Origin of the sequence: Novosphingobium sp. PhB57 (assembly GCF_004342985.1) — a bacterium.
Taxonomy (GTDB): Bacteria; Pseudomonadota; Alphaproteobacteria; order Sphingomonadales; family Sphingomonadaceae; genus Novosphingobium.
This window is the reverse complement of the sequence record NZ_SMBO01000004.1, coordinates 210,951-235,921: the sequence shown is the minus strand read 5'-3', so window position 1 is coordinate 235,921 and position 24,971 is coordinate 210,951. Positions and strand designations below refer to the sequence as shown.

Annotated in this window: 22 protein-coding genes; 12 read left to right on the top strand and 10 right to left on the bottom strand. The window is 66.6% G+C overall.

From position 1 onward, the window contains the following. Window positions 1-30 precede the first annotated feature (30 nt). From EDF58_RS14295 to EDF58_RS14250, 10 genes are all read left to right on the top strand, one after another. Window positions 31-1,743 (top strand): beta-xylosidase, encoded by a 1,713-nt coding sequence (locus EDF58_RS14295; protein WP_132266774.1) that lies wholly within the window; start codon window positions 31-33, stop codon window positions 1,741-1,743. 125 nt (window positions 1,744-1,868) lie between these two features. Beyond that, the gene (locus tag EDF58_RS14290; protein ID WP_132266772.1) at window positions 1,869-3,080 is read left to right on the top strand and encodes an MFS transporter; all 1,212 of its coding nucleotides are present in this window, start codon (window positions 1,869-1,871) and stop codon (window positions 3,078-3,080) included. Further along, complete coding sequence (locus tag EDF58_RS14285) at window positions 3,077-4,255, top strand: L-rhamnonate dehydratase (protein ID WP_132266770.1); 1,179 nt, start codon at window positions 3,077-3,079, stop codon at window positions 4,253-4,255. Before EDF58_RS14290 ends, EDF58_RS14285 begins: the two co-directional genes overlap by 4 nt. Beyond that, a complete protein-coding gene (locus tag EDF58_RS14280; RefSeq protein ID WP_132266768.1) occupies window positions 4,252-5,118 on the top strand; it encodes an NAD(P)-dependent oxidoreductase in 867 nt (288 codons plus the stop codon). The genes EDF58_RS14285 and EDF58_RS14280 overlap by 4 nt, the downstream gene beginning before the upstream one ends. A gap of 122 nt (window positions 5,119-5,240) precedes the next feature. After that, the gene (locus EDF58_RS14275; protein WP_132267208.1) at window positions 5,241-5,978 is read left to right on the top strand and encodes an isocitrate lyase/phosphoenolpyruvate mutase family protein; all 738 of its coding nucleotides are present in this window, start codon (window positions 5,241-5,243) and stop codon (window positions 5,976-5,978) included. A gap of 203 nt (window positions 5,979-6,181) precedes the next feature. Next, on the top strand, window positions 6,182-6,754 hold the full coding sequence (locus tag EDF58_RS14270; protein ID WP_132266766.1) for a sigma-70 family RNA polymerase sigma factor: 573 nt from the start codon (window positions 6,182-6,184) through the stop codon (window positions 6,752-6,754). 76 nt (window positions 6,755-6,830) lie between these two features. After that, entirely contained in the window at window positions 6,831-7,757 is a 927-nt protein-coding gene (locus tag EDF58_RS14265; protein WP_132266764.1) for a FecR domain-containing protein, read from the top strand. Between the two features lie 92 nt (window positions 7,758-7,849). Then, entirely contained in the window at window positions 7,850-11,026 is a 3,177-nt protein-coding gene (locus EDF58_RS14260) for a TonB-dependent receptor (RefSeq protein WP_243654265.1), read from the top strand. Window positions 11,027-11,094: 68 nt separating this feature from the next. After that, on the top strand, window positions 11,095-12,093 hold the full coding sequence (locus EDF58_RS14255) for a nuclease (protein ID WP_132266762.1): 999 nt from the start codon (window positions 11,095-11,097) through the stop codon (window positions 12,091-12,093). 14 nt (window positions 12,094-12,107) lie between these two features. Continuing rightward, entirely contained in the window at window positions 12,108-13,673 is a 1,566-nt protein-coding gene (locus EDF58_RS14250) for an alkaline phosphatase D family protein (RefSeq protein WP_132266761.1), read from the top strand. Between the two features lie 34 nt (window positions 13,674-13,707). Here EDF58_RS14250 and EDF58_RS14245 read toward each other — a convergent pair whose 3' ends face one another. From EDF58_RS14245 to EDF58_RS14210, 8 genes are all read right to left on the bottom strand, one after another. Then, window positions 13,708-14,775: a putative sulfate exporter family transporter gene (locus tag EDF58_RS14245; RefSeq protein ID WP_132266759.1), complete on the bottom strand. Its 1,068-nt coding sequence runs from the start codon at window positions 14,773-14,775 to the stop codon at window positions 13,708-13,710. 208 nt (window positions 14,776-14,983) lie between these two features. Further along, window positions 14,984-15,874, bottom strand: coding sequence for a LysR family transcriptional regulator (locus EDF58_RS14240; RefSeq protein WP_132266757.1), 891 nt, complete (start codon window positions 15,872-15,874; stop codon window positions 14,984-14,986). Window positions 15,875-16,020: 146 nt separating this feature from the next. Further along, window positions 16,021-17,799 carry an IlvD/Edd family dehydratase gene (locus tag EDF58_RS14235; RefSeq protein WP_132266755.1) on the bottom strand — a complete coding sequence of 593 codons (1,779 nt, stop codon included), beginning with the start codon at window positions 17,797-17,799 and terminating at the stop codon, window positions 16,021-16,023. Window positions 17,800-17,930: 131 nt separating this feature from the next. Continuing rightward, entirely contained in the window at window positions 17,931-18,695 is a 765-nt protein-coding gene (locus EDF58_RS14230) for a DNA-binding domain-containing protein (protein WP_132266753.1), read from the bottom strand. Next, a complete protein-coding gene (locus EDF58_RS14225) occupies window positions 18,692-19,534 on the bottom strand; it encodes a DUF692 domain-containing protein (RefSeq protein WP_132266752.1) in 843 nt (280 codons plus the stop codon). Before EDF58_RS14225 ends, EDF58_RS14230 begins: the two co-directional genes overlap by 4 nt. A gap of 75 nt (window positions 19,535-19,609) precedes the next feature. Then, window positions 19,610-19,879 (bottom strand): hypothetical protein, encoded by a 270-nt coding sequence (locus EDF58_RS14220; RefSeq protein WP_132266749.1) that lies wholly within the window; start codon window positions 19,877-19,879, stop codon window positions 19,610-19,612. Window positions 19,880-19,965: 86 nt separating this feature from the next. Beyond that, window positions 19,966-20,607, bottom strand: coding sequence for a DUF1109 domain-containing protein (locus tag EDF58_RS14215; RefSeq protein WP_132266746.1), 642 nt, complete (start codon window positions 20,605-20,607; stop codon window positions 19,966-19,968). Next, the gene (locus EDF58_RS14210) at window positions 20,604-21,143 is read right to left on the bottom strand and encodes a sigma-70 family RNA polymerase sigma factor (protein WP_132266744.1); all 540 of its coding nucleotides are present in this window, start codon (window positions 21,141-21,143) and stop codon (window positions 20,604-20,606) included. The genes EDF58_RS14215 and EDF58_RS14210 overlap by 4 nt, the downstream gene beginning before the upstream one ends. Before the next feature lie 159 nt (window positions 21,144-21,302). Here EDF58_RS14210 and EDF58_RS14205 point away from each other — a divergent pair, with 159 nt between their 5' ends. Both EDF58_RS14205 and EDF58_RS14200 read left to right on the top strand, forming a co-directional pair. Further along, window positions 21,303-21,566, top strand: a complete 264-nt coding sequence (locus EDF58_RS14205) for a DUF2282 domain-containing protein (protein WP_132266741.1) — start codon at window positions 21,303-21,305, stop codon at window positions 21,564-21,566. Window positions 21,567-21,658: 92 nt separating this feature from the next. Next, the gene (locus EDF58_RS14200; RefSeq protein ID WP_132266738.1) at window positions 21,659-22,144 is read left to right on the top strand and encodes a DoxX family protein; all 486 of its coding nucleotides are present in this window, start codon (window positions 21,659-21,661) and stop codon (window positions 22,142-22,144) included. Here EDF58_RS14200 and EDF58_RS14195 read toward each other — a convergent pair. Both EDF58_RS14195 and EDF58_RS14190 read right to left on the bottom strand, forming a co-directional pair. Next, a complete protein-coding gene (locus EDF58_RS14195) occupies window positions 22,116-24,455 on the bottom strand; it encodes a GH92 family glycosyl hydrolase (protein ID WP_132266735.1) in 2,340 nt (779 codons plus the stop codon). The two genes, EDF58_RS14200 and EDF58_RS14195, sit on opposite strands and share 29 nt — an antisense overlap. A gap of 79 nt (window positions 24,456-24,534) precedes the next feature. Then, window positions 24,535-24,828: a hypothetical protein gene (locus tag EDF58_RS14190; protein WP_132266733.1), complete on the bottom strand. Its 294-nt coding sequence runs from the start codon at window positions 24,826-24,828 to the stop codon at window positions 24,535-24,537. Between the last annotated feature and the right edge of the window lie 143 nt (window positions 24,829-24,971).

The following is a 24,971-nucleotide window of genomic DNA, read 5'->3' as shown; positions in this document are numbered from 1 at the left end:
GGCAATGCTCCCATTCAAGAGGATGACCCGATGACGATATCCAGGGCGATCGCTGCAATGGCCGCGTTCATGACGCTTCCCCTGCCGGTCCATGCGCAGACGGCGGCCGGCAAGGCCGGGACGGCGCTGACCGATACCGCTAGGGACGTGACCGTCACCGTCGATACCGCCCGGGCCGAGGGCAAGCTGCCCCCCGTGTGGCGGTTCTTCGGTGCCGACGAGCCGAACTATGCGACGATGAAGGACGGCCGCAAGCTGCTGGTCGAACTGGGCAAACTGAAGTCCGGCCAGGTCTACTTCCGCGCTCATAACCTGCTGAGTTCGGGCGATGGCACGCCGGCGTTCAAGTGGGGCAGCACCAATGCCTACAGCGAAGGCAAGGACGGCAAGCCGGTCTACGACTGGACGGTGGTGGACGGGATCATCGACGCCTATCTGGCGCGCGGCGTGCGGCCCTATCTCCAGATCGGCTTCATGCCGGAGGCGCTTTCCAGCGCGCCCAAGGGCACGCCTTACCAGCATAGCTGGCGCCCAGGCTTCGACTACAAACTGATCGCCACCGGCTGGACCTATCCGCCGAAGGATTACGAGAAGTGGGCGGAACTGGTGCGCCAGTGGACGCTCCACAATATCGAGCGCTATGGCAAGGCGGAGGTGGAAAGCTGGTACTTCGAAGTCTGGAACGAGCCCAATTCCAACTTCTACTGGTCGGCAAGTCCCGAGGAATTCTACAAGCTGCACGACTACGCCGTTGCAGCGATCCGCAAGGCCCTGCCGAGCGCGCGCGTGGGTGGGCCGGATGTGGCGGGGCCCGGCGGCACGTTCATGGACGGTTTCCTCAAGCACGTATCCTCGGGGAAGAACTATGCGACCGGCGAGACGGGCACGCCCACCGATTTTCTTTCGTTTCATGCCAAGGGCAAGCCCTCCTTCGTGGACGGGCATGTCCGCATGGGCATAGCCACGCATCTGCGCGAGACCGATGGCGGTTTCACCAAAGTGCTGTCGATCCCTGCGCTGGCGGGCAAGCCGGTGGTGATCGGCGAAAGCGATCCGGAGGGCTGCGCGGCCTGCCCCGGCCCGCAGAACGACTATCGCAACGGCACGATGTATTCCAGCTACACGGCGGCCAGCTTCGCGCGGATCTGGGAACTGGCGCAGAAGCGCAAGGTCAACCTGGAAGGCGTGTTGTCCTGGTCCTTCGAGTTCGAAGACCAGCCCTGGTTCGCCGGCTATCGCCAGCTTTCCACGAATGGCGTCGACCTGCCGGTGCTCAACGTATTCCGCATGTTCGCCCAGCTTGGCGAGACGAAGCTGGCGACGGTCAACGCCGCGCAGATCCCGCTCGAAGCGGTGATGGCGCAAGGCGTGCAAGGCAATGCCGACATCGGCTCCATCGCCACGCGGACGGCCGAGGGCAAAGTGGCGCTGCTGCTCTGGCACTATCACGACGATGACGTCGCCGGGCCCGACGCGCAGGTGACCGTCAACTTCAAGGGCCTCAAGGTCGCGCCTGCCGGGGCGAGCCTGTGGCGGGTGGACCGCGACCACGCCAATGCCTTCGCGGCTTGGCAGAAGATGGGATCGCCCCAGTCTCCCGACCAGAACCAATATGCCCAGCTGGAAGCCGCGTCGCGCATGCAGGCGGAGCGGATCGCCGTGAGCGCAAGCGGCAAGGATGCCCGTGTCTCGCTGCGCCTGCCGCGTCAGGGTGTCGCCCTGGTCATGCTCGACGCTCAGTGAGGATGGCGGACGTGGAAGCCGTGGCCGGGACAAGGACAGGGACAGGGGCAGGGACAGGGACAGGGACAGGGACAAGGCCTGAGACAGGTTCAGGTCCGATACGGGGACGCTGGGCGATTGCGGCCATGATCGCCGTCGCCATCGCCATCAGCTATCTCGACCGCCAGACCCTGCCCTGGGCGATCAAGTATATCGAAGCCGATATCCCGATCGGCAACCAGACCAAGGCCTTCCTCGATTCCGCCTTCCTGGCCACCTATGGCCTCATGTACCTGGGTGGTGGCTGGCTGCTCGACCGCGTGGGAACGCGTGCCGGCTTTCTGGCGATCATGGTGTTCTGGTCCCTGGCCTGCGCCAGCCACGGGTTTGCGGGCGGGATCGCGGCACTGGTCGTCAGCCGCCTGCTGCTGGGCATGGGGGAGGGCGGGGGCTTCCCCGCCGCCACCCGCGCCATCGCCGAATGGTTCGCGCCCCGCCACCGCGCGGCGGCCATGGGACTGGTCAATGCCGGCACGGCGGTCGGCGCGGTCATCGCACCGCCGCTGATCGCAGGCGTGCTGGCCTATGGCCACTGGTTCGGCCTGGCGAGCTGGCGCTGGGTGTTCTTTCTCACCGGCGGCCTCGGCCTGGCCTGGGCGGTCTGGTGGTTCCTGACCTATCGCACGCCGTCCGAGAGCGCGAACGCGGAAGTGACGAGCGGCCCCGCGCCGACGCTGGCCGGGCTGGTCGCCCGCCGCGAGGTGCGCGGCGTCGTCTGCGCCAAGTTCCTCAGCGACGGCGCGTGGTACTTCTACTTGTTCTGGCTGCCCAAGTACCTGTTCGAGGCGCATGGCTTCGACCTCAAGCAGGCCGCCACCATCGGTTGGATTCCCTATGCCGCCTCGGGCGTGGGCAGCCTCTGCGGCGGCTGGCTGTCGAGCCGCCTGCTTTCGACGGGTCATTCGGTCAACGCCGCCCGCAAGATCGCGCTCGGCGCCAGCGCCGCCTGCATGCCCTGGGTCATGTTTGTGCCGGCCACCGCTTCGGTCGCCGCCGTGATCGCGATCTTCAGCCTCGCCTTCTTCGGCCAGCAGAGTTGGTCCACCCTGGTCATGACCCTGCCGACCGACCTGGTTCCACGCCGCGCGCTGGGGCGGCTGGCCGGGCTGGTCGGCCTGGGCGGCGCTTTCGGCGGCATCGTCATGGGGCAGGCGGCAGGCTTGGCGCTCGACATGGGGCTGGGCTACCCGCCCGTGCTGACCGTGGCCGCCATGCTCCACCTGATCGCCTTCGCGCTGATCTGCCTCACCATTCCCCGCATCTCGCAACTTGATTTTTCAGGAAAGGTCCTGCCTTGAAGATCACCGAAGTCCGCACCCGCGTCGTCCAGTGGCAGGGCGATACCGTGCCGCTGCCACCGCATTTCTGCACCAATCCCATGGACCTCGTGTCCCCCATGCTGTCGCCCGAGACCATGGGCACCTTCACGTTCCATGGCTGGCTGATCGTGGAGATATTCACCGACCAGGGGCTTGTCGGGATCGGCAATGCCGCGCTGGCGCCGCTCGTCACCAAGCAGATGATCGACCAGTACCTCGCGCCCCTGCTGATCGGGCAGGATCCGTGGGACAGCGAGTTTCTCTGGCAGCACATGTACCGCAAGACGATGGCCTTCGGGCGCAAGGGCGTGGCGCTGGTGGCCATTTCCGCGCTCGATATCGCGATCTGGGATCTCATGGGCAAGTCTGCGAAACAGCCGGTATTCCGATTGCTGGGCGGGCGCACCAAGGCGAAGATCCCGGTCTACGCCAGCCGTCTCTATTCGGTCCCGCTGGACGAACTCGCCCAGGAAGCCGCCCGCTACAAGGCGCAAGGCTACAAGGCGATGAAGCTGCGCTTCGGCTGGGGGCCCATCGACGGCGCAGAGGGCATGGCCCGCAACGTCGAACTGCTCCGCACCGTGCGCGAGACCGTGGGGGACGGGATCGACATCATGGCCGATGCCTACATGGGCTGGAGCCTCGACTATGCGAAGCGCATGATGCGGCTGATAGAGCCGTTCAATTTGCGCTGGCTGGAAGAGGCGATCATCCCCGACGACATCAACGGCTATCACGAGCTGCGGCGCTTCGGCACTACCCCCATCGCGGCGGGCGAGCACGAGTTCACCAGCTTCGGCTTCCGCCAGATGATCGAGGCCAGGGCGCTCGACTACTTCCAGTTCGACACCAACCGGGTGGGCGGCATCACCGCCGCGCGCAAGATCCAGGCGCTGGCGGAAGCCTATTCCATCCCGGTCGTCCCCCATGCCGGGCAGATGCACAATTACCATGTGGTGATGGCCAGCCTCAATTCTCCGATTGCGGAGTACTTCCCGATGGTGGACGTAGAAGTCGGCAACGAGCTCTTCTGGTACATCTTCAAGGGTGAGCCGCAGGCGGTGGACGGGTACATCGACCTGGACGACAATCTTCCGGGGCTCGGCCTCGAAATCGACGAGGATGCCCTCTCGCGCTTCAAGGTGATCGGATGACGAGGATGAAAGTGGCCGTGCTCGGCCTGGGTATCATGGGCTCCGGCATGGCGCGGCAATTGCTGGCAGCGGGCTTCGAGGTCGCCGTGTGGAACCGCAGCGCGGACAAGGCGCAGCCGCTGGCGGATGAGGGCGCGCGGATTGCCGCCTCTCCGGCGGATGCCGGAAACGGGGCTGCGATCGTCATCGCCATGCTGGCCGACGATGCAGTGTCCCGCGCGGTCTGGACCGGCGAAGACGGCGCTCTGGCGGCCATGCACGAAGGGGCGATCGCCCTGGATTCCAGCACGCTCACCGGCGGTTGGGTGACCGAACTGGCGGCGCTGGCCGAGGCGCGCGGCGTGCGGTTCCTGGAAGCACCGGTGACCGGCAGCCGCGATCAGGCGGCGCAAGGCGCGCTGCGCTTTCTTGTCGGCGGGGCAGCGGACGTCCTCGAAGCCGCGCGTCCCGTGCTGGACGCGATGGGAAGCGCGACGGTCCATCTCGGCCCGGTCGGCAGCGGTGCCACGGTGAAGCTCGCCAACAACTTCCTCTGCGGCGTCCAGGCGGCCAGCCTGGCCGAAGCCCTGGCGCTGTTCGAAAAGCGCGGACTCAACGTGGAGCAGGCCGTTTCGGTCCTCACCGAAGGCGCCCCGGCCAGTCCGCTGCTCAAGGCCGTCTCGCGCCGCATGCTCGACCGGGCCTACGATCCGCACTTCTTCGTGCCGCTGATGGCCAAGGACCTGAGCTACGCCGGTCAGGCCCTTGCCGAGGCCGGAGTTCCGTCCGCCATTGCGGAGGCGGCGCGGAAGCGGTTCCTCGATGCGGCGGCGGCCGGACATGGGGAGCAGGACATCGCCTCGATCATCGAACCGCTGCGGTAATCCCGCGGGCCCTTGCGGGAGGCGGCGATTGCGGTGCCGGAAGCATGACGCCGTCCAATCCCGGTTGCAGCATCCTGTTTGGCGAGGTAGAACATGACGAGAACTTTCAAACGGGAATCGTCATGCTCAACACCGAGGAAAAACGCGCCCGCTTTCGCGCACTGCACCAGGATGGCTTCTTCATTCTCCCCAATGCCTGGGATGCCGGCAGCGCGAAACGGCTTGAAGCCCAGGGTTTCCAGGCCATCGCCTCCACCAGTGCCGGTGCGGCCTGGGCGCTGGGCAAGGATGATGGCCAGCTGAGCTGCGACGAAGCGGTCGCGCATCTCGAAATGCTGGTTGCGGCAACCGGCCTGCCGGTGAATGCGGATTTCGAGAACGGGTTCGCGGACGCGCCAGAGGCGGTCGCCGCCAATGCCGTGCGCGCCGCGGCCACCGGCATTGCCGCCCTGTCGATCGAGGATTGGTCGGGTAGCGCGATCTACGACCGAAGCCTTGGGGCCGAACGTATCGCGGCCGTGCGCGAAGCGCTCGATCCAGATGTCCTGCTGGTGGGGCGAAGCGAATTCTTCCGCGCGCCGGAAACGCCGGCCGCCGAATGGATCGCGCGTGCGGTCGCCTATAGCGAGGCCGGCGCGGATGTCCTTTTCGTGCCTTTCATGCTCGATCATGGCGCCGTTGCCGAACTGATCGCGGCCGTCGCGCCCAAGCCGGTCAACGTGCTGGTCGCCAGTTTCGACACGATCCCGGATTACGCGCGACTGGGCGCCCGCCGCTGCAGCGTGGGCGCGGCGCTTGCCGGTACGGTCTGGAAGGCCTTCGACGAGGCTGCGGCCGCGTTGAAGGGCTTCGAAGCCTGATCCGCGCCCTCGCGGCGATCTGCCGCGAGGGCGCGATTCTTTCTGCCGGCCGGTGAGAGCATTTCCGGTTCGACCGGCCGCAGAACCATGCAATGCCATTCGCGCCAGGCCGACGCAGCGTCTATTCTCGGTCCATGTAGCAAAACTTACATTATAGTCGCTTAGTCGCGGGCCGTCCTCTTCTCGCTGCCGAGCCATTCGCCGTGACCGCGCCTCAAGTTCGCCCGATTGATCGTTGGTTCGTCGACGAAGTCCTGCCGCATGAGCGGGCCTATCTCGCTTATGCGCGCCGCACCGTTCGCAACGACGAGGAGGCGGGCGATATCGTGCAGGACGTCTACGCCAAGCTGTTCACGCTCGATGGGTGGAGCGCCATTGCCAATCCGCCGGGCTATGTGATGCGCATGATCCACAACCAGGCGATCGAGCGTATCCGCCAGGCCCGGGTCGTGACCATGCAGCCGCTGCCCGAACTGTCGCTGCACGAAGTTGCCGACGATACGCCCGACAGTTTCCGCACCGTCGCCGCGCGGATGCAGATGGCGCATGTCCAGAAAGCTATCGCGACCCTGCCGGAGCGTTGCCGGATCGCGCTGGTGCGCCGCCGCTTTGCAGAGGAAACCCCGCGAGAGATCGCCAGCGATCTCGGCATCAGCGTCTCCACTTTCGAGAAACGCCTGGCGCGCGCGGTCGAACTTCTGACCCACGCCTTGACCCCGCAGGACCGCACTTGCGAGGCGCCATCGGAAGACGTGCGGGAGAAGATGCTTCTCTGATTTGCGCCAGCTTGATAGACAAGGGTCTCAGGACCGACACTTAGCCGATCGCAACCCACTGCAGACGCCGTGATACATGACGAATTCGAAAGATCCTCTGGGTCAGGATGCCCTTCTTGCGGAAGCCTCGCGCTGGTTCGCGGCGCTGGACGCGGGAACCGCGCGTCCGGAAGAGTTCGAGGCGTGGCGCACCGGCAGTCCTGCCCACGCCGTGGCCTATGCGCGGATCGTCGCGAAATGGGAGGGCATCGCCGGGGCTCCGGTCGCCCCGGCCGTGCCTTGGCGCGTCAGTCGGCGGCAGTGGCTCAAGGTTGCCGCCGTGGGCGTGCCGATGGCCGTGCTCGGCTCCGGCTTCCTGGCCGAGCGCGCTTATGCCTGGGATTCGGCGAAGACCGGGATTGGCGAGACGAAGCGCGTGGCCTTGCCCGACGGCAGTGTCGCCTACCTCAATACTGACAGTGCACTGTCCTGGCGGTTCGGCCGCCACGAGCGGACACTCCGGCTGGACCGCGGCGAGATGGCGCTGGACTTGCGGCACGGCGGCGCGGCGACCTTGCGCGCCAACGACGCTTCGCTGCCGCTGGCGCCGGGCCTGTTCGACGTCAGGATCGAGGACGGCCATGCGGAACTGACGCTGGTCGACGGCGCGGCGCTGCATCTGCCGCAGACCGCGAGCGGCCTGACCTTGCGCCGCAACGATTCGGTCATCCTGGTCGAGGACGGCTCGCCGCGCCTGGAAACGCGCAGCACGGAGCAGGTGGCCTCGCTGATGGCATGGCGGATGGGCGAGATCGTTTTCCTCGACGAATCCGTGGCGGAGGCGGCGAGCGAGTTCAACCGGCATCTCACGCGCAAGATCACGGTGGGCGATTCCGAACTGGCGCGTGAAAAGATCGGCGGTCGCTTCGATCTCGACCGGCCGGACCAGTTTCTTCAGGCCGTGTCCCTGAGCCTGAACGCGCGTGTCGTGACCAATGCGGCGGGTTACGAACTGATCCGCTGAATTTTTTTGCTTCGACTTGGAGGCAAACCTTTTCAATCCCGTCATCCCCGCGAATGGCGCAGACGTTGCGCCATATCGGGGGTAAGATTTTCATGTCCGTCCGTAGGTTCAATTCGCTTGTCGCCGCCATGGTCGCCTCGACCGCGATGCTTGCCGTTCCGGCGCAGGCTGCCACGATCTATTTCGACGTTCCGTCGCAGTCGCTGGGCCAGGCGCTGATCGCATTCTCGAAGCAGGCCAAAGTCAAGATCGTCTATCCGGCGGCGAAGATCCGCGGGCTGACGGCGGCTTCGGTGCGCGGCACGATGACCCGGCAGGAAGCGCTGAGCCAGCTGATCGCCGGTTCGGGCCTGCGCGTGGTGGGCGATGACGGTCAGGTGGTGGCGCTGGCGCAGGCCACGGAGGGAAACGGTCCCGTTGCTGCGGCGAGTGAACCGGCCCCGGAGCCCGACATCGTCGTGACCGGCTATCGCCAGTCGATCGAGGAAAGTCTGGAGCAGAAGCGCCAGGCCAATGCCTTCGTCGAAGTCATCAATGCGGAAGACATCGGCAAGTTTCCCGACAAGAACGTCGCCGATGCGCTGCAGCGCATGCCCGGTGTGGTCATCACCCGCGACGGCGGCGAAGGTTCCCGCGTCAGCATTCGCGGGTTGCAGCCCGGTCTTACGCAGACCTTGCTGAACGGCAACTTCCTGGCCGGCGCCGACAGCGGCGATCCCCAGCGCTCGTTCAACTATGTGATGCTGCCTGCCAACTTCATCGCCAGCACCGAAGTCTACAAGTCTTCCGAGGCACGACTGGAAGAAGGCGGCATCGGTGGCACGATCATCCTGAACACCCGCCGTCCCTTCGACGTGCCTGCCGGTTCGGGCTTCATCTCCGCCGAAGGCACGTATTCGGACAATAGCGACAAGTTCGAGCCGCAGATCGGCGCGCAGTTCTCGTGGAAGAACGAGGACGAGACGATCGGTTTCCTGGTCGGCGGCGTCTACCAGAAGCGCACCAACCGCGAGATGCGCTCCACTGCGGGCACCTGGCGCTGGTGGAGCGATCGCGGCGCCGATGGCCAGGTCCTCGAACGCGCGACCGACGTGAACGGCAATCCGATCGCCAACGATGCGGCGGTCTCCTACTGGACCGGCGGCGGCCAGAGCACGATCGACGGCGATCACTACACCGGATACTGGGCGCCGCAGTCCGTGCGCGCCGAAGTCTTCGACCAGGATCGTGAGCGCTTCGGCATCCAGGCGACTGCGCAGTTCCGTCCGACCGAAAACCTGACGATTACTGCGAACTACTTCCGTTTCGAATATAGCAGCGACTATGTGATGAACCAGCTGACCATTCCCGAGTGGGGATACGGCAAGTTCTTCAGCGACGCCGTGTTCGACCAGAGCGGCACGGTGATGAAGTCCGCCGCCTTCTCGGTCGACGGCGCGCCCTGCCTTGCCGCGACGCCGATGTGCACGATGGAGACGCCGCGCCTCACGGGGTATTATTCCAAGGAGAAGCAGCACTCGCAGACGTTCGAAGGCGAGGCGCATTACAAGCGCGATCGTTTCGACGCCGTGCTGAAGGTGGGCAAGACCGCGTCCCGCGGCGGCCCGACGATGCGATTCCAGGTCGCGGCCAAGCCGCGCATCACCGTGACGGGGCAGGAGCAGAACGGCAACTTCCTCAGCGCCTGGGATCTCAGCAGCAAGGGCGTGGCGATGGAGTTCTCGCCCGAACTGCAGCAGAACCTGATGAACGGCGTGGCCCAGATCGACATCGGCGGCACCAATTCCAGCTTCACCAACAGCGCGATCGACCAGCCTTACGTCCAGCTGGACCTCACCCGCTCGTTCGATGGCAGCTTCCTGCGCTCGATCCAGCTGGGCGGAAAATGGCGCCGCCTGAAGGTCCACCGCGAGACCGGGCGCAACGAATGGTACGCCGATGCGGAGAACAAGATCCGCTACCAGAACACGCCGGCCGGCGCCGTCGCGCAGCCGGAATACTTCTACGATACGCCGATGGGCAACATCAACGGCGGGTTCAGCGCCAACCTCTATCCCGGCGTCGATTTCAAGCGCTATCTCGACATCATCAATGAGCGCTATGGCCCCTCGGTGCGCGAGCCGGAGCCGAACAACGTCTACAATCTCAGCGAGGAAGCGCTGGGCGGCTATGCCCAGGCGAACTTCGGCAGCGGCGGCCTTCGCGGCAACCTGGGCCTGCGCGTCGTCAAGACCATCCAGCGCGACGAGACCTCGGACCGCCTCCAGTACCTCGTCGACTACTGCGTCGACGGACCGGGCGGCCCGTTCGATCCCAATCGCCCTCTGGGCGCGGACGGCAATTGCCAGGTCCTGCCGCTCGCCAGTCGCGAGATCATCGAGAACATCCGCCTGCACGAACGCAAGAGCTACACCGATGTCCTGCCCAGCCTGAACCTGTCCTATGACATCACCCCCACGCTGCTGCTGCGCGGCGCGGTGGCCAAGGTCGTGTCTCGGCCCTCGATCTCGGACCTCGCCGGGGCGCGTTCGCTGACCTACAAGTCGGAAGCCTATGCCTTCGACCGCGACCAATTCGGCGAATTCGCCGGCTGGTCGGGCAGCGGCGGCAATTCCCAGCTCAAGGCGTTCAAGGCCTGGCAGTATGACATCGGCCTGGAATGGTACTTCCGCCCCGGATCGGTCGTCGGCGCCACGGCTTTCCGCAAGGACGTGTCGAACTTCATCGTTCCGCTGGTGATGGACGTGACCCGCGACGTGGCCGGCGAGCAAGTGCTGATCGAATCGTACTCCACGGTCGCCAACGGATCGAGCGCCGTCTCGCAGGGCGTCGAAGTCTATGCGCAGCACACGCTGCCCTTCGGCCTCGGCGCGCAAGTGAACTTCACCTACAATGACACCTCGACCGCCGACGTGACGCTCGACGGAGAGAAAGTCGGCACTTCGCCGCTGGTGGGCAGCGCCAAGACGCAGTTCAACGCCTCGGTCTTCTACGAGACCCGCCGCATGTTGCTGCGCGCCTCGTACAACCGCCGCGGAACTGTGGTGGGCGGCCTGTCCTCGGGCCTCAACACTTATACCGCGCCTTACGAGCAGGTGGACCTCAACGCCTCCTACGAGATCCGGGACGGCCTGATGCTCACTGCTTCGATCATCAACCTCACCAAGTCGCACGAGTGGCAGTACCTGGGCAGCGACACCAAGGACCGCCTGACCAGCTCGGTCTACTCGGGTCGCCGCGCCTACGTCGGTATCTCATACAACTTCTGACATTCCGGCCGGCCCGGCGCTGCAGGCGCCGGGCCGGCCCTTTGCCTTTCTTGCGGAAACCTTCTCCCATGCGCAGACTTGCCTTTGCCGCCCTCTCCTTGCTTGCGACCGTGCATGCTCCCGCCGCTCTTGCCTGGGGCGGGCGGGGCCACGCGGTGATCGACCAGGCCGCGCTCGATACGCTGCCGGACGACGGCCCGGTGTTCCTGCGCCGATATGCCGAATATATCGGCGAAGAGGCGGGGGCGCCGGATACCTGGCGGTCTTCCTCGGAGCCGTTCTCCAAGATCGACGAGGACCCCAACCACACCTGGTTCGTCGAGCGGCTCCGCTTCCTCGATCCGGTGCCGCGCTCCCGCTATGCTTTCGTGCTGGCGCTCCACCGCGAACATGAGCGGGTGGTCAAGACCGACCCCAAGGCCGCCGAGCGCCTCAACGTGCGCTGGACGGGCACGATGCCTTATGCCGTGATGGAAGGCTACGGCCGCATCGTGGCCGGGATGCGGAGCCTGCGGTCCAAGCGTTCGAAGGGGGAACCGACCGCGCATATCGAGCAGACGCTGGCATTCTACACCGCCTGGATGTCCCACTATATCGCCGATGGCACCAACCCGCATCACGTCAGCATCCATTGCGAGGGCTGGTTCGGCGACAATCCCAGGAACTACAATCGCAGCGGCGGCATCCATGGCCATTTCGAGATCGGCTATGCGGATTCCATCGATCTGCAACCGGCCGATTTCGAAAAGCGCATCGGCGTGCCGCAGCGGCAGGAAGGCGATCTCTTCACCCACGTCCTCACGTTCCTGAACGAGAGCAACCGGGACGTGGAGACGATCTTCGCGCTCGACAAGCGCGGGGTGCTGGCAGACCCGGCGAGCCGCGAGGGCCGCGAATTCGTCTACAGGCGCAGCGCGGCAGGCGCCGCCATGCTGCGTGACCTGCTGACCCGCGCCTGGAAGGAAAGCGCCCGGCCGGGAGAAGGCGATCCGCGCCCGCAGGATCCCGCAGGTCCGCACTACGACCCGGAAACAGGATCGGCACCCGCGCCGCTCACCGCCCCTTGACCAGGAGAACCTCCATGCTTTCGGTCTCCCCTTTCATGAGCCTGGATCGCCGCACCCTGATGAAGGCCGGCGGCGGCCTGGCGCTTCTGGCGGGCGTGCCTGCCTCCGCCGCGGTACTGACCCGCCCGCTCGGCGCCGATCCTTTCACGCTGGGCGTGGCTTCGGGCGATCCCTGGCCGGACGGCTTCGTGATCTGGACCCGGCTGGCCCGGCGCCCGCTCGATGAGCACGGGGGGATGCCGCAGGCTGCCGTGCCGGTGGGCTGGGAAGTGGCCGAAGACGCGGGCTTCCGCCGGGTGGTGAAGAAGGGGCAGGCACTGGCGCGGCCCGAACTGGGGCATTCGGTTCACGTCGAACTGTTCGGCCTGCAGCCCCATCGCCACTACTGGTACCGCTTCACGGCACCCGGCAGCGATACCAGCCCAGTCGGCATGGCCCGCACGGCGCCCGCCGCGCAAGCCGCCGTCGATCGCCTGCGCATCGGCGTGGCGGGGTGCCAGCACTGGGAGGCGGGTTTCTTCGATGCCTGGGGCGCCCTGGCGCAGGAGCCGGACCTCGACCTCGTATTCCACTATGGCGACTACATCTACGAAGGCCGCGGCAACCCGAAGGCCGTTCGGCAGCATGCGGGCGACGAGATCTACAGCCTTGACGACTATCGTCGCCGCTACGCGCAGTACAAGGCCGACCCGCACCTCAAGGCGGCGCACCAGGCCTGCGCTTTCGCGGCCTCGTTCGACGATCACGAAGTGGACAACAACTGGGCGGGCGACTTCGATCAGGACGGCACACCGCCCGAAGTGTTCCTGCTGCGGCGCATGGCGGCCATGCAGGCCTGGTACGAGAATATGCCGGTGCGCCGCGCGATGTTCCCCGGGACGCAGGGCATCACGGCCTATCGCCGGCTCGACTACGGGCAATTGCTGCGCACCCATGTGCTGGATACGCGGACCTATCGCACCGACCAGTCCTGCGGCGATGTCGCGCGTTCGGATGCCTGTACGCCGGAGGCCCATGCCAGCCCGCAGATGCTGGGCCATGCGCAGGAAGCGTGGCTGGACGAGGGGCTTTCGCGGCCCTCGACATGGAACCTGCTGGCCCAGCAGGTCATCGTCATGCCGCTTGACGTGCGCGCGGCGGGGGCCGGCAAGCCCACGTTCGAGACGGATCTCTGGGATGGCTATCGTCCGGCCAGGGTGCGCCTCGTGGAAAGCATCCGCAAAAACGGGCTGACCAATGTCGTGATCGCCACGGGCGATCATCACAAGCACGCGGCCGGCATCGTGCCGGAACGCGACGAGGCGCCGGACGGCAAGGCCGTCGCCGTCGAGTTCCTGGCGACCTCGATCTCGTCCGGGGGCAACGGTCATGGCGAGGCCGGGCTGGCGCACGTTCTCGACAACAATCCCAACCTCGATCTCTACACCGATCGCAGGGGCTATCAGGTGTTCGATGTGACGCCGCGGCTTTGGACCACGCATGTGAAAGTGATGGACGACGTGGAGAAGCCGGACGGCACCGTGCGGACGCTGATGCGCTACGAAGTGGCGCCCGATGCTGCGGCGCTGCACCGGGCCTGACGGGCAACCTGTCTCCGGTCAGGCATGCAAGGGGTCAGGCCATGTGAAGGGTCAGGACCAGCGCCAGGCTCATCGCGCCCAGCACCAGCAGCGATAGGACCACGGCGGCCGTGACCCGGCTGCCGGCGGACGCCACCGTGCGGACATCGACGCCCAGTCCGAGCGCTGCCATCGACACGACGGTCAGGAAGGTCGCCGTAGTCTCGGCGGGCGCGATCAGGCGCTCCGGCACGAGGCCGAACGAGCGCAGCGCGATGAGGGCCAGGAACCCGGCGATGAACCAGGGCACAAGGTGATGAAGCGCCGGTCTCGCGCGGGCGGGGCGATCTCCGGCGGGGTCGCGAGGCCAGGTTCCTCCCGTTTCGTTGCAGAGACGCGGTGCGGCGAAGGAGAGCAGCAGGCACACCGGCCCGAGCATCAGTACCCGCACGAGCTTCACCAGCGTGCCCATCTGCACGGCCACCGAGCCCAGCGGCGCCGCAGCGGCGAGGACTTGCGGCACGGCATAGACGGTGAGCCCTGCGAGCGCGCCGTACTGCAAGCCGCCAAGGTGCAGGGCCGCTCCGAACAGCGGCAGCACGAGAACGACGACGACGCCCAGCACGGCGGTAAAGCCGATAGAGGCCGCCACGTCGTCACTTTCGGCGCCGATCACGGGGGCAACCGCGGCAATGGCCGAGTTTCCGCAGATCGAATTTCCGCAAGCGACGAGCAAGGCCATGCGCGCGGGCAGGTGAAGCAGGCGTCCGACCACGAAGCTTGCGGCAATGGCCAGCACCACTACCGCCGCGATGCCGAGCAGCAGGGCCGGTCCTGCCGCCAGGATCGTCGTGGCACTCACGGAAACGCCGAGCAGCACCACTGCCGCCTCCAGCAGGAACCGCGCGCTGAAGGCGATCCCCGCCTGCCAGCGCGGATCCGGCGTCCAGATGGAGCGCAAGGCCGTGCCGATCACGATCGCCAGCACGAGCGCCTCCAGCCAGGCTTCGCCCAGTAGCGCCTGCTCGGCGCGCTGGCAGAGGTAAGCCGCGCCGGTGACGGCCAGGCAAAGCGCAAGGCCGGGGATCAGGCGGATCGCTCGGGTGCGCAGGGTGGGTGTCACGGCTGTCTCCTTGGGTCGGGAAACAGATGCTCTGCGAAGACCGATCGTACCAATGGCGAGTTCTTGTCATTCCAATCTGTCGGAGAGATTGATCGCGCGCCTTGGATCGGCGGTCCTGCGAGCCTAAGGGTTGCGCGAGACGTATATGCTCGTCGGCGTTTTCCTCGGGACGATCGCTTCGGTCGATCGATTCAGGCCTGCTCGCGGATCAGATGATCCAGTCGGGCTGCGCTTCGTGGTCGCGGATGATGTCGAGCAAGGCATCGGCCGCCTTGCTGCGATAGCGCTCCTTCTGCCGCAGCCCGAAGAAAGGCCGCCGTGGCAGGTGAAACGGCAGGGCATGAAGGGAGCGGGCCGCCAGCGCGGTATCGACGACCAGCTTGGAGAGGACGCCGTAACCCGCGCCGGTCAGAAAGGCGGCGAGGACCGCTTCGTTCGACGGCAGCGTCAGCACCACGTCGAGCGCGCCGGGATCGAGACCGCGATCGCGGACCGCCGCTTCGAACGTCGAGCGGGTGCCCGAGCCTTCCTCGCGCATGACCCAGGGCGCTTTCGCAAGCCAGTCGTTAGTGACCGCCTCTACCGGCTCCCGGCCGACCATGACCATCTGGTCGGCGCCGACCGGCCAGCGTGCCAGCGCCGGATCGTCGACGGCGCCTTCGATGAAGCCCAGTTCGGCATCGCCCAGATGGACGGCGCGGGCGCTCGCCTCGGTATTGGCGATGGCGACCGACAGCGCGATCCGCGGATAGCGGCGCTTGAATGCGGCAAGGCGCGCGGGCAGCCAGTAGCCGGCGATGGTCTGGCTGGCGACGAGGCGCAGTGTCCCGCGCTTGAGGCCGCCATATTCTGCCAGGGCCAGTTCGGCGCTGGCGGCACGGGCGACGACGGCGCGGGCTTCGTCCAGGAACATCCGGCCGGCGTCGGTAAGCTCGATCCCGCGACCGACGCGGTTGAACAGCTTCACGTCGTGGCGGATTTCCAGCGCTGCAATCGCGCCGCTCGCGGCCGACTGGGTGACGTTGAGCGCCCTGGCCGCCCGAGTGACATGCTCCCGTTCGGCGACCGCGATGAAGATGCGCAGCTGTTCAAGCGTCATCCTGGCGATGTGCCCCGCGCCTTGGCCGTTGGCAAGGCGCGGGTGCAGGAAGGTGTTCGATATTCGGCGCGGCGGGGGATCGCTCCCCCGCCCGGTGTTCGCCAATGGCGATACTCAGTGATCAGGCGCTCGGTGATTATGGGCGCTCAATGATTGTGACGGGGCGTCTTTTCGGCGATGCGCCGGTACTTGACGGCCATCTCCATCACCGCGCCGTCGGCCATCTGTCCGGTCTTTTCGCGGAACAGTTCCTCCCACGGCGTATGGCTCTCGGGGATCGGCGGCGGCCCCTCGGCCTTGCGGGCGGCGATCTCGGCCTCGTCCACCAGGGCGTTGCAGGTGCCGGCGCGAATGTCGATGCGGATGGTGTCCCCGGTGCGCAGCCACGACAGCCCGCCCCCGGCGGCGCTCTCGGGCGAGCAGTTGAGGATCGAGGGACTGTCCGAAGTGCCCGACTGGCGGCCGTCGCCCAGGGTTGGCAGCCACTGCACGCCCAGCTTGATCAGGGCATCTGGCGGCTGCATGTTGACGACTTCTGCCGAGCCGGGCCAGCCCTGCGGACCGGCGCCGCGCATGACGAGAATGCAGTCCGCATCGATCTGCAGCGCGGGATCGTTGATGCGGTGGTGGTAGTCCTCGCCCCCTTCGAATACGATCGCCCGCGCCTCGAACGCGCCTTCCGAGCCGGGGCGGGAGAGGTAGCGGTCGTGGAATTCGGCGCTGATCACCGAAGTCTTCATGATGCCGAAGTCGAACAGGTTGCCCGAAAGTACCAGGAAGCCGGCCTTTTCGCGCAAGGGCGAGGCGAAGGGCCGGATGACCTCGCGGTCTCGCGCTTCGCGGCCCTGGAGATTGTCGGCCAGGGTTTCGCCGGTCACGGTCAGGCACTGGTCGGCGAGGACGCCGGCCTGCTGCAGTTCCCACATGATCGCGGGGACGCCGCCGGCACGGTGGAACCGTTCGCCCAGGAAACGTCCGGCGGGCTGCATGTCGAGGATCAGCGGCAGGTCGTAGCCATGTTCGGTCCAGTCGGCCGCGGTCAATTCGACGTCGGCATGGCGGGCCATCGCCATGATGTGCGGCTGCGCATTGCTCGATCCGCCGATGGCGCTGACCACGCGGATGGCGTTGAGGAAGCTGTCGCGCGTCAGGATCCGCGAGGGGCGCAAGTCCTCGTGCGCCATTTCGACGATGCGGCGCCCGGTTTCATAGGCGTATTGGCCGCGTTCGCGATAGGGCGCCGGGATGGCGGCGCAGCCCGGCAGCGAGAGGCCGAGCGCCTCGGCGACGGCGTTCATCGTCGAAGCCGTGCCCATGGTGTTGCAGTGCCCGGCCGAAGGTGCGCTGTCGCAGGCACGCTGGAGGAATTCCTCCTCGTCGATATCGCCCGCCGCCAGCTTGCGGCGGCTGCGCCAGATGACGGTGCCGGAACCGACGAGATCGCCTTCGTGCCACCCGTCCAGCATCGGCCCGCCGGACAGGACGATGGCGGGAATGTCCACCGTGGAAGCGGCCATGACTTGCGAAGGCGTGGTCTTGTCGCAGCCGGTGGTCAGGACCACGGCGTCGATCGGATAACCGTAGAGGATCTCCACCAGCCCCATGTAGGCCAGGTTGCGGTCAAGCGCGGCGGTCGGGCGGCGGCAGTTCTCGAATATGGGATGGACGGGGAACTCCATCGCGATCCCGCCCGCATCGCGAATGCCGTCGCGCACTCGCTTCGCGAGGTCCAGGTGGATGCGGTTGCAGGGCGACAGGTCGCTGCCCGATTGCGCAATGCCGATGATCGGGCGGCCGGAACGCAGTTCGGCGGGGGTGATGCCGTAGTTCATGAAGCGCTCGAGATAGAGAGCCACCATGTCCGACCGCGCAGGATCGGCGAACCAGTCCTGCGAGCGGAAACGGCGTTCGGGAATAGCGGTCATGGTCTTCATCCTCTCTCGGCACTGCCGCTGAACACCTAGCACATCCTGCCGGCCCCAATGCAAGGGCCCCGGCGACCGCGGGGCCAGAATGGACGATGACTTGCGGATGGCGGGCCTGCCGGGCCCGGTCGTTACGCGGCGGTCGAAGGCGGGGCCGCGCCGATGATGAGGCCGTCGCCGATCCATTTGCCCAGAAGGGCGGCGGCGCGGGCCATGCCGGGTTCCTCGCCCAGCGCCTCGGCCAGTGACGCGCAGAGCGCCGTGAAATCCTGCCCCGCGGCGCAGAGGGCGATGGCCTGCTCTTCTACGGCATCGATGGTGCGAAAGGTGGGGGCGAAGTCCTGCCGCCACACCAGCAGCGCGGCGGCTTCCGGCAAGAGCGCGGCTGCGGGCGGCGTTTCGCCGGCAGCCAGAGCCGACCAGATCGCGGCCGCATTCGTCGTGGCGGGAAGGATCTGCAGGCTGGGCGCGAAGCGGAGGACGGCGGTGTCCCAGTCTACCGCCGCGAGATCGGTCAGCGGCATCGGCGCGGCATCGGGCGCCGTGAACGCGCGGGACAGCGCCCATTCCAGCGCCGCCAGTTCGGACACTTCCGCATCACCGGGATAGAGGCGGGCCAGCGTCTCGGCAAAGCCGGCGGGATAGACGTCCAGCGTCCAGGCATGCGGGGGCACCGCGTCGATATGAGCGATGGAAGCAGCGAGAAACGCTTCGTCGCCCAGCCAGGCATGGGTGTGCCCCAGCGTTTCGGCCAGGCAGGTGACCAGCTGCGTGCGATAGTTGTTCTGATAGACCGACAGGCCGGGCCGGGCGGCCGGGCCGATGCGGCGCGCCGCATGTTCGGAAGCTTCGACCAGCCATCCGCGAAAATCGCCCTGAAGTGCCGCGAGGTTCATGCCGCCGCCTTTCGCCGGGCCGCCGTGCCGATGCGGCGCGCCGTATTCAGTTCGGCCAGCAGTTCTTCCAGCGGGGGGATGGCGTCGTCCCGCTCGATCATCGTCGCCACCGGGCCGAGGCGGCTCATGGCATGTTCGTAAAGGGTCCAGACCGAAGTCGGGACGGGGCTGTCATGCGTGTCGATCAGCATGTCCTCGCCCTGGCTGTGCCCCGCGAGATGGACCTGGCGCACCCGCGCGCCAGGGATGCCGTCCAGATAGACGACCGGATCGAAGCCGTGGTTCACGGCGCTGACGTGGATATTGTTGACGTCCAGCAGCAGGTGGCAGCCGGTGCGCTGGCACATGGCATCGATGAAGGCCCATTCGCTCATCGTCGATCCGTCGAAGGCGACGTAGCTGGAGGGGTTCTCCACCAGCATCGCGCGGCCCAGCACATCCTGCGCCAGGCCGATGTTCGCGCAGACCACGTCGAGCGCTTCGGCGGTATAGGGCAGGGGGAGCAGGTCGTGGGAATTGAAGCCTTCGAAACGCGACCAGCTGAGGTGGTCGGACACGAACAGCGGCTCGATCTCGTCGACGAGTGCCTTCAGCCTTTCGAGATAGGCGCGGTCGAGGCCGTCGGCCGAGCCGATCGACATCGAAACGCCGTGCAGCGCCACCGGGTGGCGTTCCCGCACGCGCCGCAGGATGTCGCGCGGGCGGCCGCCATCGACCATGAAGTTTTCCGAGATCACTTCCACGAAATCGACGTCGATCGCGGTTTCGAGAAAGTTGCGGTAATGCTCCCTGCGAAGGCCGAGGCCATAGCCGGAGAAAGTCGGGACGGGTGCGTTCATGGTCATGCTCGCGGCAGGTGGGCGGGGGGAAGGCGGGCCCGGGCGGAAGCGAAACCGCCCGGGCCCTCCTGCACTTTACTTGGCCTCGGTGGTGCGGCCGCCGGCAGCGGCGCAGGCCTTGGCGGTCATTTCCTTGAAGCCGTGGCCCTTGCACACGTTCATGCCCTTGCAGTCGTTCTGGGCGGTCTTGCAGTCCGAAGTGCCCTTGCAGCTGTTGACGCCGTAGCAGTGGATGGCTTCGGCCTTCGCGTCCTGGGCGCTCGCGGGCACGGCGTTGGCAGCGGCGCCGAGAGCGAGCAGGGCGGCCGTGGCGGCGAAAGTGATGCTGGTGGACTTGGCGTTCATGGATCGATCTCCCGATGGGTAGTGCCGGTTTGGCCCTTCCAGTTCGGCGCGGAGCGGGCCGAGGTTACAGCGCCGGCAATTTCTTTTTACCAGCGCAGCACGCGAGGCCCCAGCAGGGCCCCGGCGCCCGCCGCCAGCGCGATGCCCAGCGTATACCACGTCAGCACGAAGATCGCCGAGACTTCCGGGCAGTGCAGGCAATAGAGGGTCGCCGCGCAGGACCCTGCGGCAAGCCCCGCTGCCGCCCCCGCCGCACGCAGCCGCGTGGGCGCCAGTCGGCGGAACGACCAGAGCAGGCCGACGAAGATCGGCGCGGCCAGCATGAGCACCAGCGAAGAACAGACCTTCCAGCTATGCCCCAGCCACATCGCCAGCCATTCCGCCTGCGGGACATGGGCCATCTCTACCACGCCGATAACGGCGAGCAGGCAGACCGGTACGGGCAGCAGCCATAGCCAGCGCGATGCGGACCTGCCCGGCCGCGCCAGTCGGGCGACCAGGATCAGCGCGCAGACCGCCAGCGAGAGCGTGTAGAGCCACTTCACCCAGAACGAATAGCCGCGCATCGCCAGACCCAGATCGGGCCGGATGCCCAGGCCGATGGCGATCAGGATGGCGGTGGCCGCGCCGCCCATGAGCAGGCCCAGCGCGATCCGCCGTGCTACCGCGTGGCGGCGCACCGGCTTCACGTCGGCCGAGAGCGTGTCGATGAGAGTCTCGACGTTCATCGCCGCTCTCCCGCGATACGGGCGGCCAGCGCCTTGAGACCCCGGTGGACCGAGACTTTCACGTCCGACGCGCCAAGGCCCGCGCGGTCGGCGGTTTCGGTGATGCTGAGACCGTCGATCCGGGTGGCGCGGATGGACTCCGCCTGCTTGGGCGGCAGGTCCGCAAGCAGGCGGTCCAGGTCCATGCGGGCATTGCTGGCATCCTCGAAACCTTCGGCAACCAGGATTTCCTCCAATCCCTCGATCGGGCAATTGCGGCGGCGGAGCCGGAAGTGGTCGATCATCTTGTAGCGCGCGACCGCAAAGAGCCATGGGGTGAACAGGCGGTCACGGTCGTAAGTGGCGCGCCGGGTATGCACGGCGATCAGCGTTTCCTGCACGAGGTCCTCGATATCGTCTTCGCCGCCCTGCATGCGGCGGCGATAGAAAGCGCGGAGCAGGGGGACAAGCGCACGCAGCAACGCGGCATGAGACGGCGCGTGACCATTCAGCCCGCCGATCATCATCGCCCTCAGTTCGTCTTCGCTTGCCTGCATCGATGCTCCTCACCCCCATTCGGGAAAGTGGCGGCAATGGTTACAGGCCAGTCTAGAATAAATTTCGGCGCCGCGCACTGTAACCTTCGTCGGCATCGGTCCGAACTGGCTTTCATGAAGCGGCCGAATGACCGGCCTGCACGAAAGGTGACTTCCGCCATGAACAAGACCCCCGCCGCGCTCGCCGCCGCCCTTGCCCTGTCCGTCGCCGGCCATGCCGCCGCGGCGCCCGCCGCCCCCATGGAAAAGTGCTACGGCGTCTCGCTCGCCGGAAAGAACGATTGCAAGGCCGGTGCGGGCACCAGCTGCGCCGGCACTTCGAAGACCGATTACCAGGGCAATGCCTGGAAGCTGGTGAAGGCCGGTTCGTGCGAGAAGATCAAGACGCCCAAGGGCCACGGCTCGTTGACGCCCAAGACCTGAGCCTTTCAGCGAACCCGTTCAGCCCGCATCCGGCCAGTGCTGTGATCGGCTCTGGCTCCGGATGCGGGCGCTCTTTCACGGAACACCGCGCCATGCCCAAGCTCCAAGCCTTTTCCGATCGCGCCGCCGCGCTGGCGGCCCGCCTCCTGCCCGAGGATCTGCTCCTGCTGATCGCCCGGCTGGGCATAGCGGCGGTCTTCTTCCAGTCCGGCCGCAGCAAGGTGGAGGGCATCCTTACCATCACCCCCGGCACCTTCGAGCTGTTCCGCAGCGAATATGCGCTGCCGCTCGTATCGCCCGAATTCGCGGCCAGAGCGGCGGCCTATTCCGAACATGTCTTCCCGATCCTGCTGGTGCTGGGGCTGTGCACCCGGCCGGCCGCAGCCGCCCTGCTGGGCATGACCGCCGTCATCGAGATATTCGTCTATCCCGATGCCTGGCCAACGCATCTCAGTTGGGCTGCGATCCTGCTGCCGCTCATCGCGCGCGGCGGCGGAGCATGGTCGCTCGATGCGCTGATTAGAAACATGCCGGGGGCGGGGCGGACGGTCAGTGCGCCGACATCGAGAAGGGCCTGACCCCGCGACCTGAGCCCCAGGCCTTGTCGGGCCGGGCCTGCATCACGAAGCGAAGCGTGCCGCCGCCGCGTATTTCGGCATCGGAGATCCATGCGCGGTCGAGCGGGCGTCCGTTCAGTTCCACTTTGCCGACATAGGGATTGGCGTCGGAGAAGGCGTCGGTCTCGATGGTGAAGGTCTTGCCGCCGGGCAGCGTGATGGCGGCATGGCGCACAAAGGGACGGCCGATCACATACTGGTTGGATCCGGGCGTCACCGGATAGAAGCCAAGCCCCGTGAAGACCAGCCAGGCCGACATCTGGCCCAGGTCGTCATTGCCGGACAGGCCATCCGGCGTGGGCTTGTACTGGCTCTCGACGATCTGCTTCAACCGCTCCTGCGTGCGCCACGGCGCGCCGGCATGGGCGTAGAGGTAGGCGACGTGATGGCTCGGCTCGTTGCCGTGGATATATTGACCGATCAGGCCGGAAATGTCCTCGGCATGGCTGTAGTCGAGTTTCGAATTGTCGAAGTCGAACATGGCGTCCAGCCGGGCGATGACCTTGCCGTCGCCGCCGAGCATGCGGAACAGCCCGGCCTGGTCCTGCGGCACGAACCAGCTATATTGCCAGGCGTTGCCCTCGGTATAGTCCGAACCGTAGTTGATCGCGGTGGGATCGAACGGCGTGCGGAAAGTGCCGTCGCTCTTGCGGGCGCGCAGCCAGCCGCTCTTCGCGTCGAAGGAATTGCGCCAGTATCCGGCGCGCTTTGCGAACCGCGCGGCCTGATCCTTGCGGCCCATGGCCTGCGCCATGCGGGCGATCGTCCAGTCGTCGTAAGCGTACTCGACCGTCTTCGATGCCGCCTCGGGTTCCTTGTCGATCGGCACGTAGCCGCGCTGGATATATTCGGCCAGGCCGCCGTAGGGCGCATAGTCGGCGCTGGCGACCATCGCGTCGAGCGCCCTGGCCGCATCGAACCCGCCGAGGCCCTTGAGATAGGCATCGGCGATCACCGGCGCGGCATGATAGCCGATCATTGTCCAGGTTTCGCGCCCGGCGAATTGCCACACCGGCAGGATGCCCCAGGGACTGTGCTCGCGGCTGGCGACCAGCGAATTGACGATGTCGGACGTGGTTCTTTCCGGCTGTACCAGGGTCAGCAGCGGGTGCTCGGCGCGGAAAGTGTCCCAAAGCGAAAAGGTCGAGCGGAACGTGAAATCGCGTGCGATGTGGACCTGATCGTCAGGGCCGCGATAGCGCCCGTCGGTGTCGCTCCATACGCTGGGTGCGAGCAGGCTGTGATAGAGCGCGGTATAGAGACTGGTCCGCATCTTCGGCGGTGCGTCCATGCTGAGCCGGGCCAGGGCTTCGCGCCACTGCCCCTCGGTGCGGCGGCGCACGGTCTCGAAATCGGCGCCCTCGGCATCGAGATTGGCGATGGCGCCTTGCTCGTCCACCCCGGACAGCGCGACGCGCACTTCCAGCGGCCGGTCCAGCGAGCCGAAGTCCAGCCGGGCCTCCAGCGCCTTGCCCAGCTTCTCGGCCACGCCGTCCGCGCTCCGGCCCGGCAGCGCCTGCGGTGCGCGGAAGCCCTTGTAGGGAACGTGCTCGTCACGGTCGATGAAGGCGTGGTCTTTCAACGGCGCGGAAAAGCGCATCGCAAAGAACAGCTTGCGGCCCGGCGCCCAGCCGCGCGTCTCGCGAAAGCCGGTGATCGTGCCGTCCTGGTGCACGTGCAGGCCCGACCACAGGATCTTGCCGGGATAATCGTAGAGGCTGCTGCGCAAGTCGATCACCAGGTGCGCGTCCGTGCCCTTGGGGAAAGCATAGCGATGGATGCCGACGCGGGTTCCGGCGGTCAGTTCCGCACGCACGCCGCTGTCGGCCAGGGTCACGGCATAGTAGCCCGCGCTGGCCACTTCGGTCCCGTGCGAGAAGCGCTGACGATAGCCGGAACCGGGCCGGTCGGCGCTGCCGGGGTCGAGCTTCACGGCGCTGGCCGGGCCGATGGCGGGCATCACCAGCAGGTCGCCCAGGTCCGAGTGCCCGGCTCCTGAAAAGTGCGTGTGGCTGAAGCCCTGGATCGTGCTGTCGTGATAGCTGTAGCCGGCGGCATGGGCGTAGCAGTCGCGTATCTGGCAGGTCGCGTCGGTATCGGGCGAGAGCTGCACCATGCCGAACGGCGCGCTGGCGCCCGGGAAGGTATGTCCTTCGGGGCCGGTGCCGATCATCGGGTCCACCCAGCGCAGCACGTCGTCGTCCGGCACCGCGGCCAGCGGTTGCACGAAAAGGGCGCTGGTCAGCAGGGCGACCGAAAGGAGAAGTTTCATCGCCGCATGATAAGCCGAGCCATGACGGCTGTTCAACCGCGCGGCGAACCTTCCGGGACGGCTCGCGAGACGGTTCTGCTCATCGGCGGCGGTTCAGCAGGCAGGCAACCGCGCCGGTGGCCGCGATCGGCCCCATCCAGTCCACCCACTGATCGAGCTTCGGCCATACCCGCAGGTCCATCGGCGCCCACCACGGCATATTCGCCCTCAGCCCATGTCCGTAGACTTCGATCCAGCGATACTCCGCCTGCGCCACCTCACGCCCCAGGAAATAGGCCGAGGCCGCCACGGCCCCGCTCCACCAGTTTCCGGTGAGAAGCCGAAACAGGCCCTGGATCGCCAGGGCCGCGAGAGTGTGTTCGAGAAGGCTCATCCGTGCCGTCTAGACCGATCGGACGGCCTGCGCATACCGTTCTTGAGCGAAACAGCCGAGGCCGCAGGATGCACATGGCGCCAGTCTGGATCTATCCATGATCTCCCGGCCTTGGCCTTTGGTGGAATGCCGGTATAGCTTTC

What these genes read in the sequence shown, in the direction of transcription:
- EDF58_RS14190 (WP_132266733.1), bottom strand. Translation starts at nt 24,828, where the DNA reads ATGAGCCTTCTCGAACACACTCTCGCGGCCCTGGCGATCCAGGGCCTG.
- EDF58_RS14260 (WP_243654265.1), top strand. Translation starts at nt 7,850, where the DNA reads ATGTCCGTCCGTAGGTTCAATTCGCTTGTCGCCGCCATGGTCGCCTCG.
- EDF58_RS14290 (WP_132266772.1), top strand. Translation starts at nt 1,869, where the DNA reads ATGATCGCCGTCGCCATCGCCATCAGCTATCTCGACCGCCAGACCCTG.
- EDF58_RS14230 (WP_132266753.1), bottom strand. Translation starts at nt 18,695, where the DNA reads ATGAACCTCGCGGCACTTCAGGGCGATTTTCGCGGATGGCTGGTCGAA.
- EDF58_RS14250 (WP_132266761.1), top strand. Translation starts at nt 12,108, where the DNA reads ATGCTTTCGGTCTCCCCTTTCATGAGCCTGGATCGCCGCACCCTGATG.
- EDF58_RS14205 (WP_132266741.1), top strand. Translation starts at nt 21,303, where the DNA reads ATGAACAAGACCCCCGCCGCGCTCGCCGCCGCCCTTGCCCTGTCCGTC.
- EDF58_RS14235 (WP_132266755.1), bottom strand. Translation starts at nt 17,799, where the DNA reads ATGACCGCTATTCCCGAACGCCGTTTCCGCTCGCAGGACTGGTTCGCC.
- EDF58_RS14255 (WP_132266762.1), top strand. Translation starts at nt 11,095, where the DNA reads ATGCGCAGACTTGCCTTTGCCGCCCTCTCCTTGCTTGCGACCGTGCAT.
- EDF58_RS14265 (WP_132266764.1), top strand. Translation starts at nt 6,831, where the DNA reads ATGACGAATTCGAAAGATCCTCTGGGTCAGGATGCCCTTCTTGCGGAA.
- EDF58_RS14215 (WP_132266746.1), bottom strand. Translation starts at nt 20,607, where the DNA reads ATGAACGTCGAGACTCTCATCGACACGCTCTCGGCCGACGTGAAGCCG.
- EDF58_RS14210 (WP_132266744.1), bottom strand. Translation starts at nt 21,143, where the DNA reads ATGCAGGCAAGCGAAGACGAACTGAGGGCGATGATGATCGGCGGGCTG.
- EDF58_RS14280 (WP_132266768.1), top strand. Translation starts at nt 4,252, where the DNA reads ATGACGAGGATGAAAGTGGCCGTGCTCGGCCTGGGTATCATGGGCTCC.
- EDF58_RS14295 (WP_132266774.1), top strand. Translation starts at nt 31, where the DNA reads ATGACGATATCCAGGGCGATCGCTGCAATGGCCGCGTTCATGACGCTT.
- EDF58_RS14195 (WP_132266735.1), bottom strand. Translation starts at nt 24,455, where the DNA reads ATGAAACTTCTCCTTTCGGTCGCCCTGCTGACCAGCGCCCTTTTCGTG.
- EDF58_RS14275 (WP_132267208.1), top strand. Translation starts at nt 5,241, where the DNA reads ATGCTCAACACCGAGGAAAAACGCGCCCGCTTTCGCGCACTGCACCAG.
- EDF58_RS14225 (WP_132266752.1), bottom strand. Translation starts at nt 19,534, where the DNA reads ATGAACGCACCCGTCCCGACTTTCTCCGGCTATGGCCTCGGCCTTCGC.
- EDF58_RS14200 (WP_132266738.1), top strand. Translation starts at nt 21,659, where the DNA reads ATGCCCAAGCTCCAAGCCTTTTCCGATCGCGCCGCCGCGCTGGCGGCC.
- EDF58_RS14240 (WP_132266757.1), bottom strand. Translation starts at nt 15,874, where the DNA reads ATGACGCTTGAACAGCTGCGCATCTTCATCGCGGTCGCCGAACGGGAG.
- EDF58_RS14220 (WP_132266749.1), bottom strand. Translation starts at nt 19,879, where the DNA reads ATGAACGCCAAGTCCACCAGCATCACTTTCGCCGCCACGGCCGCCCTG.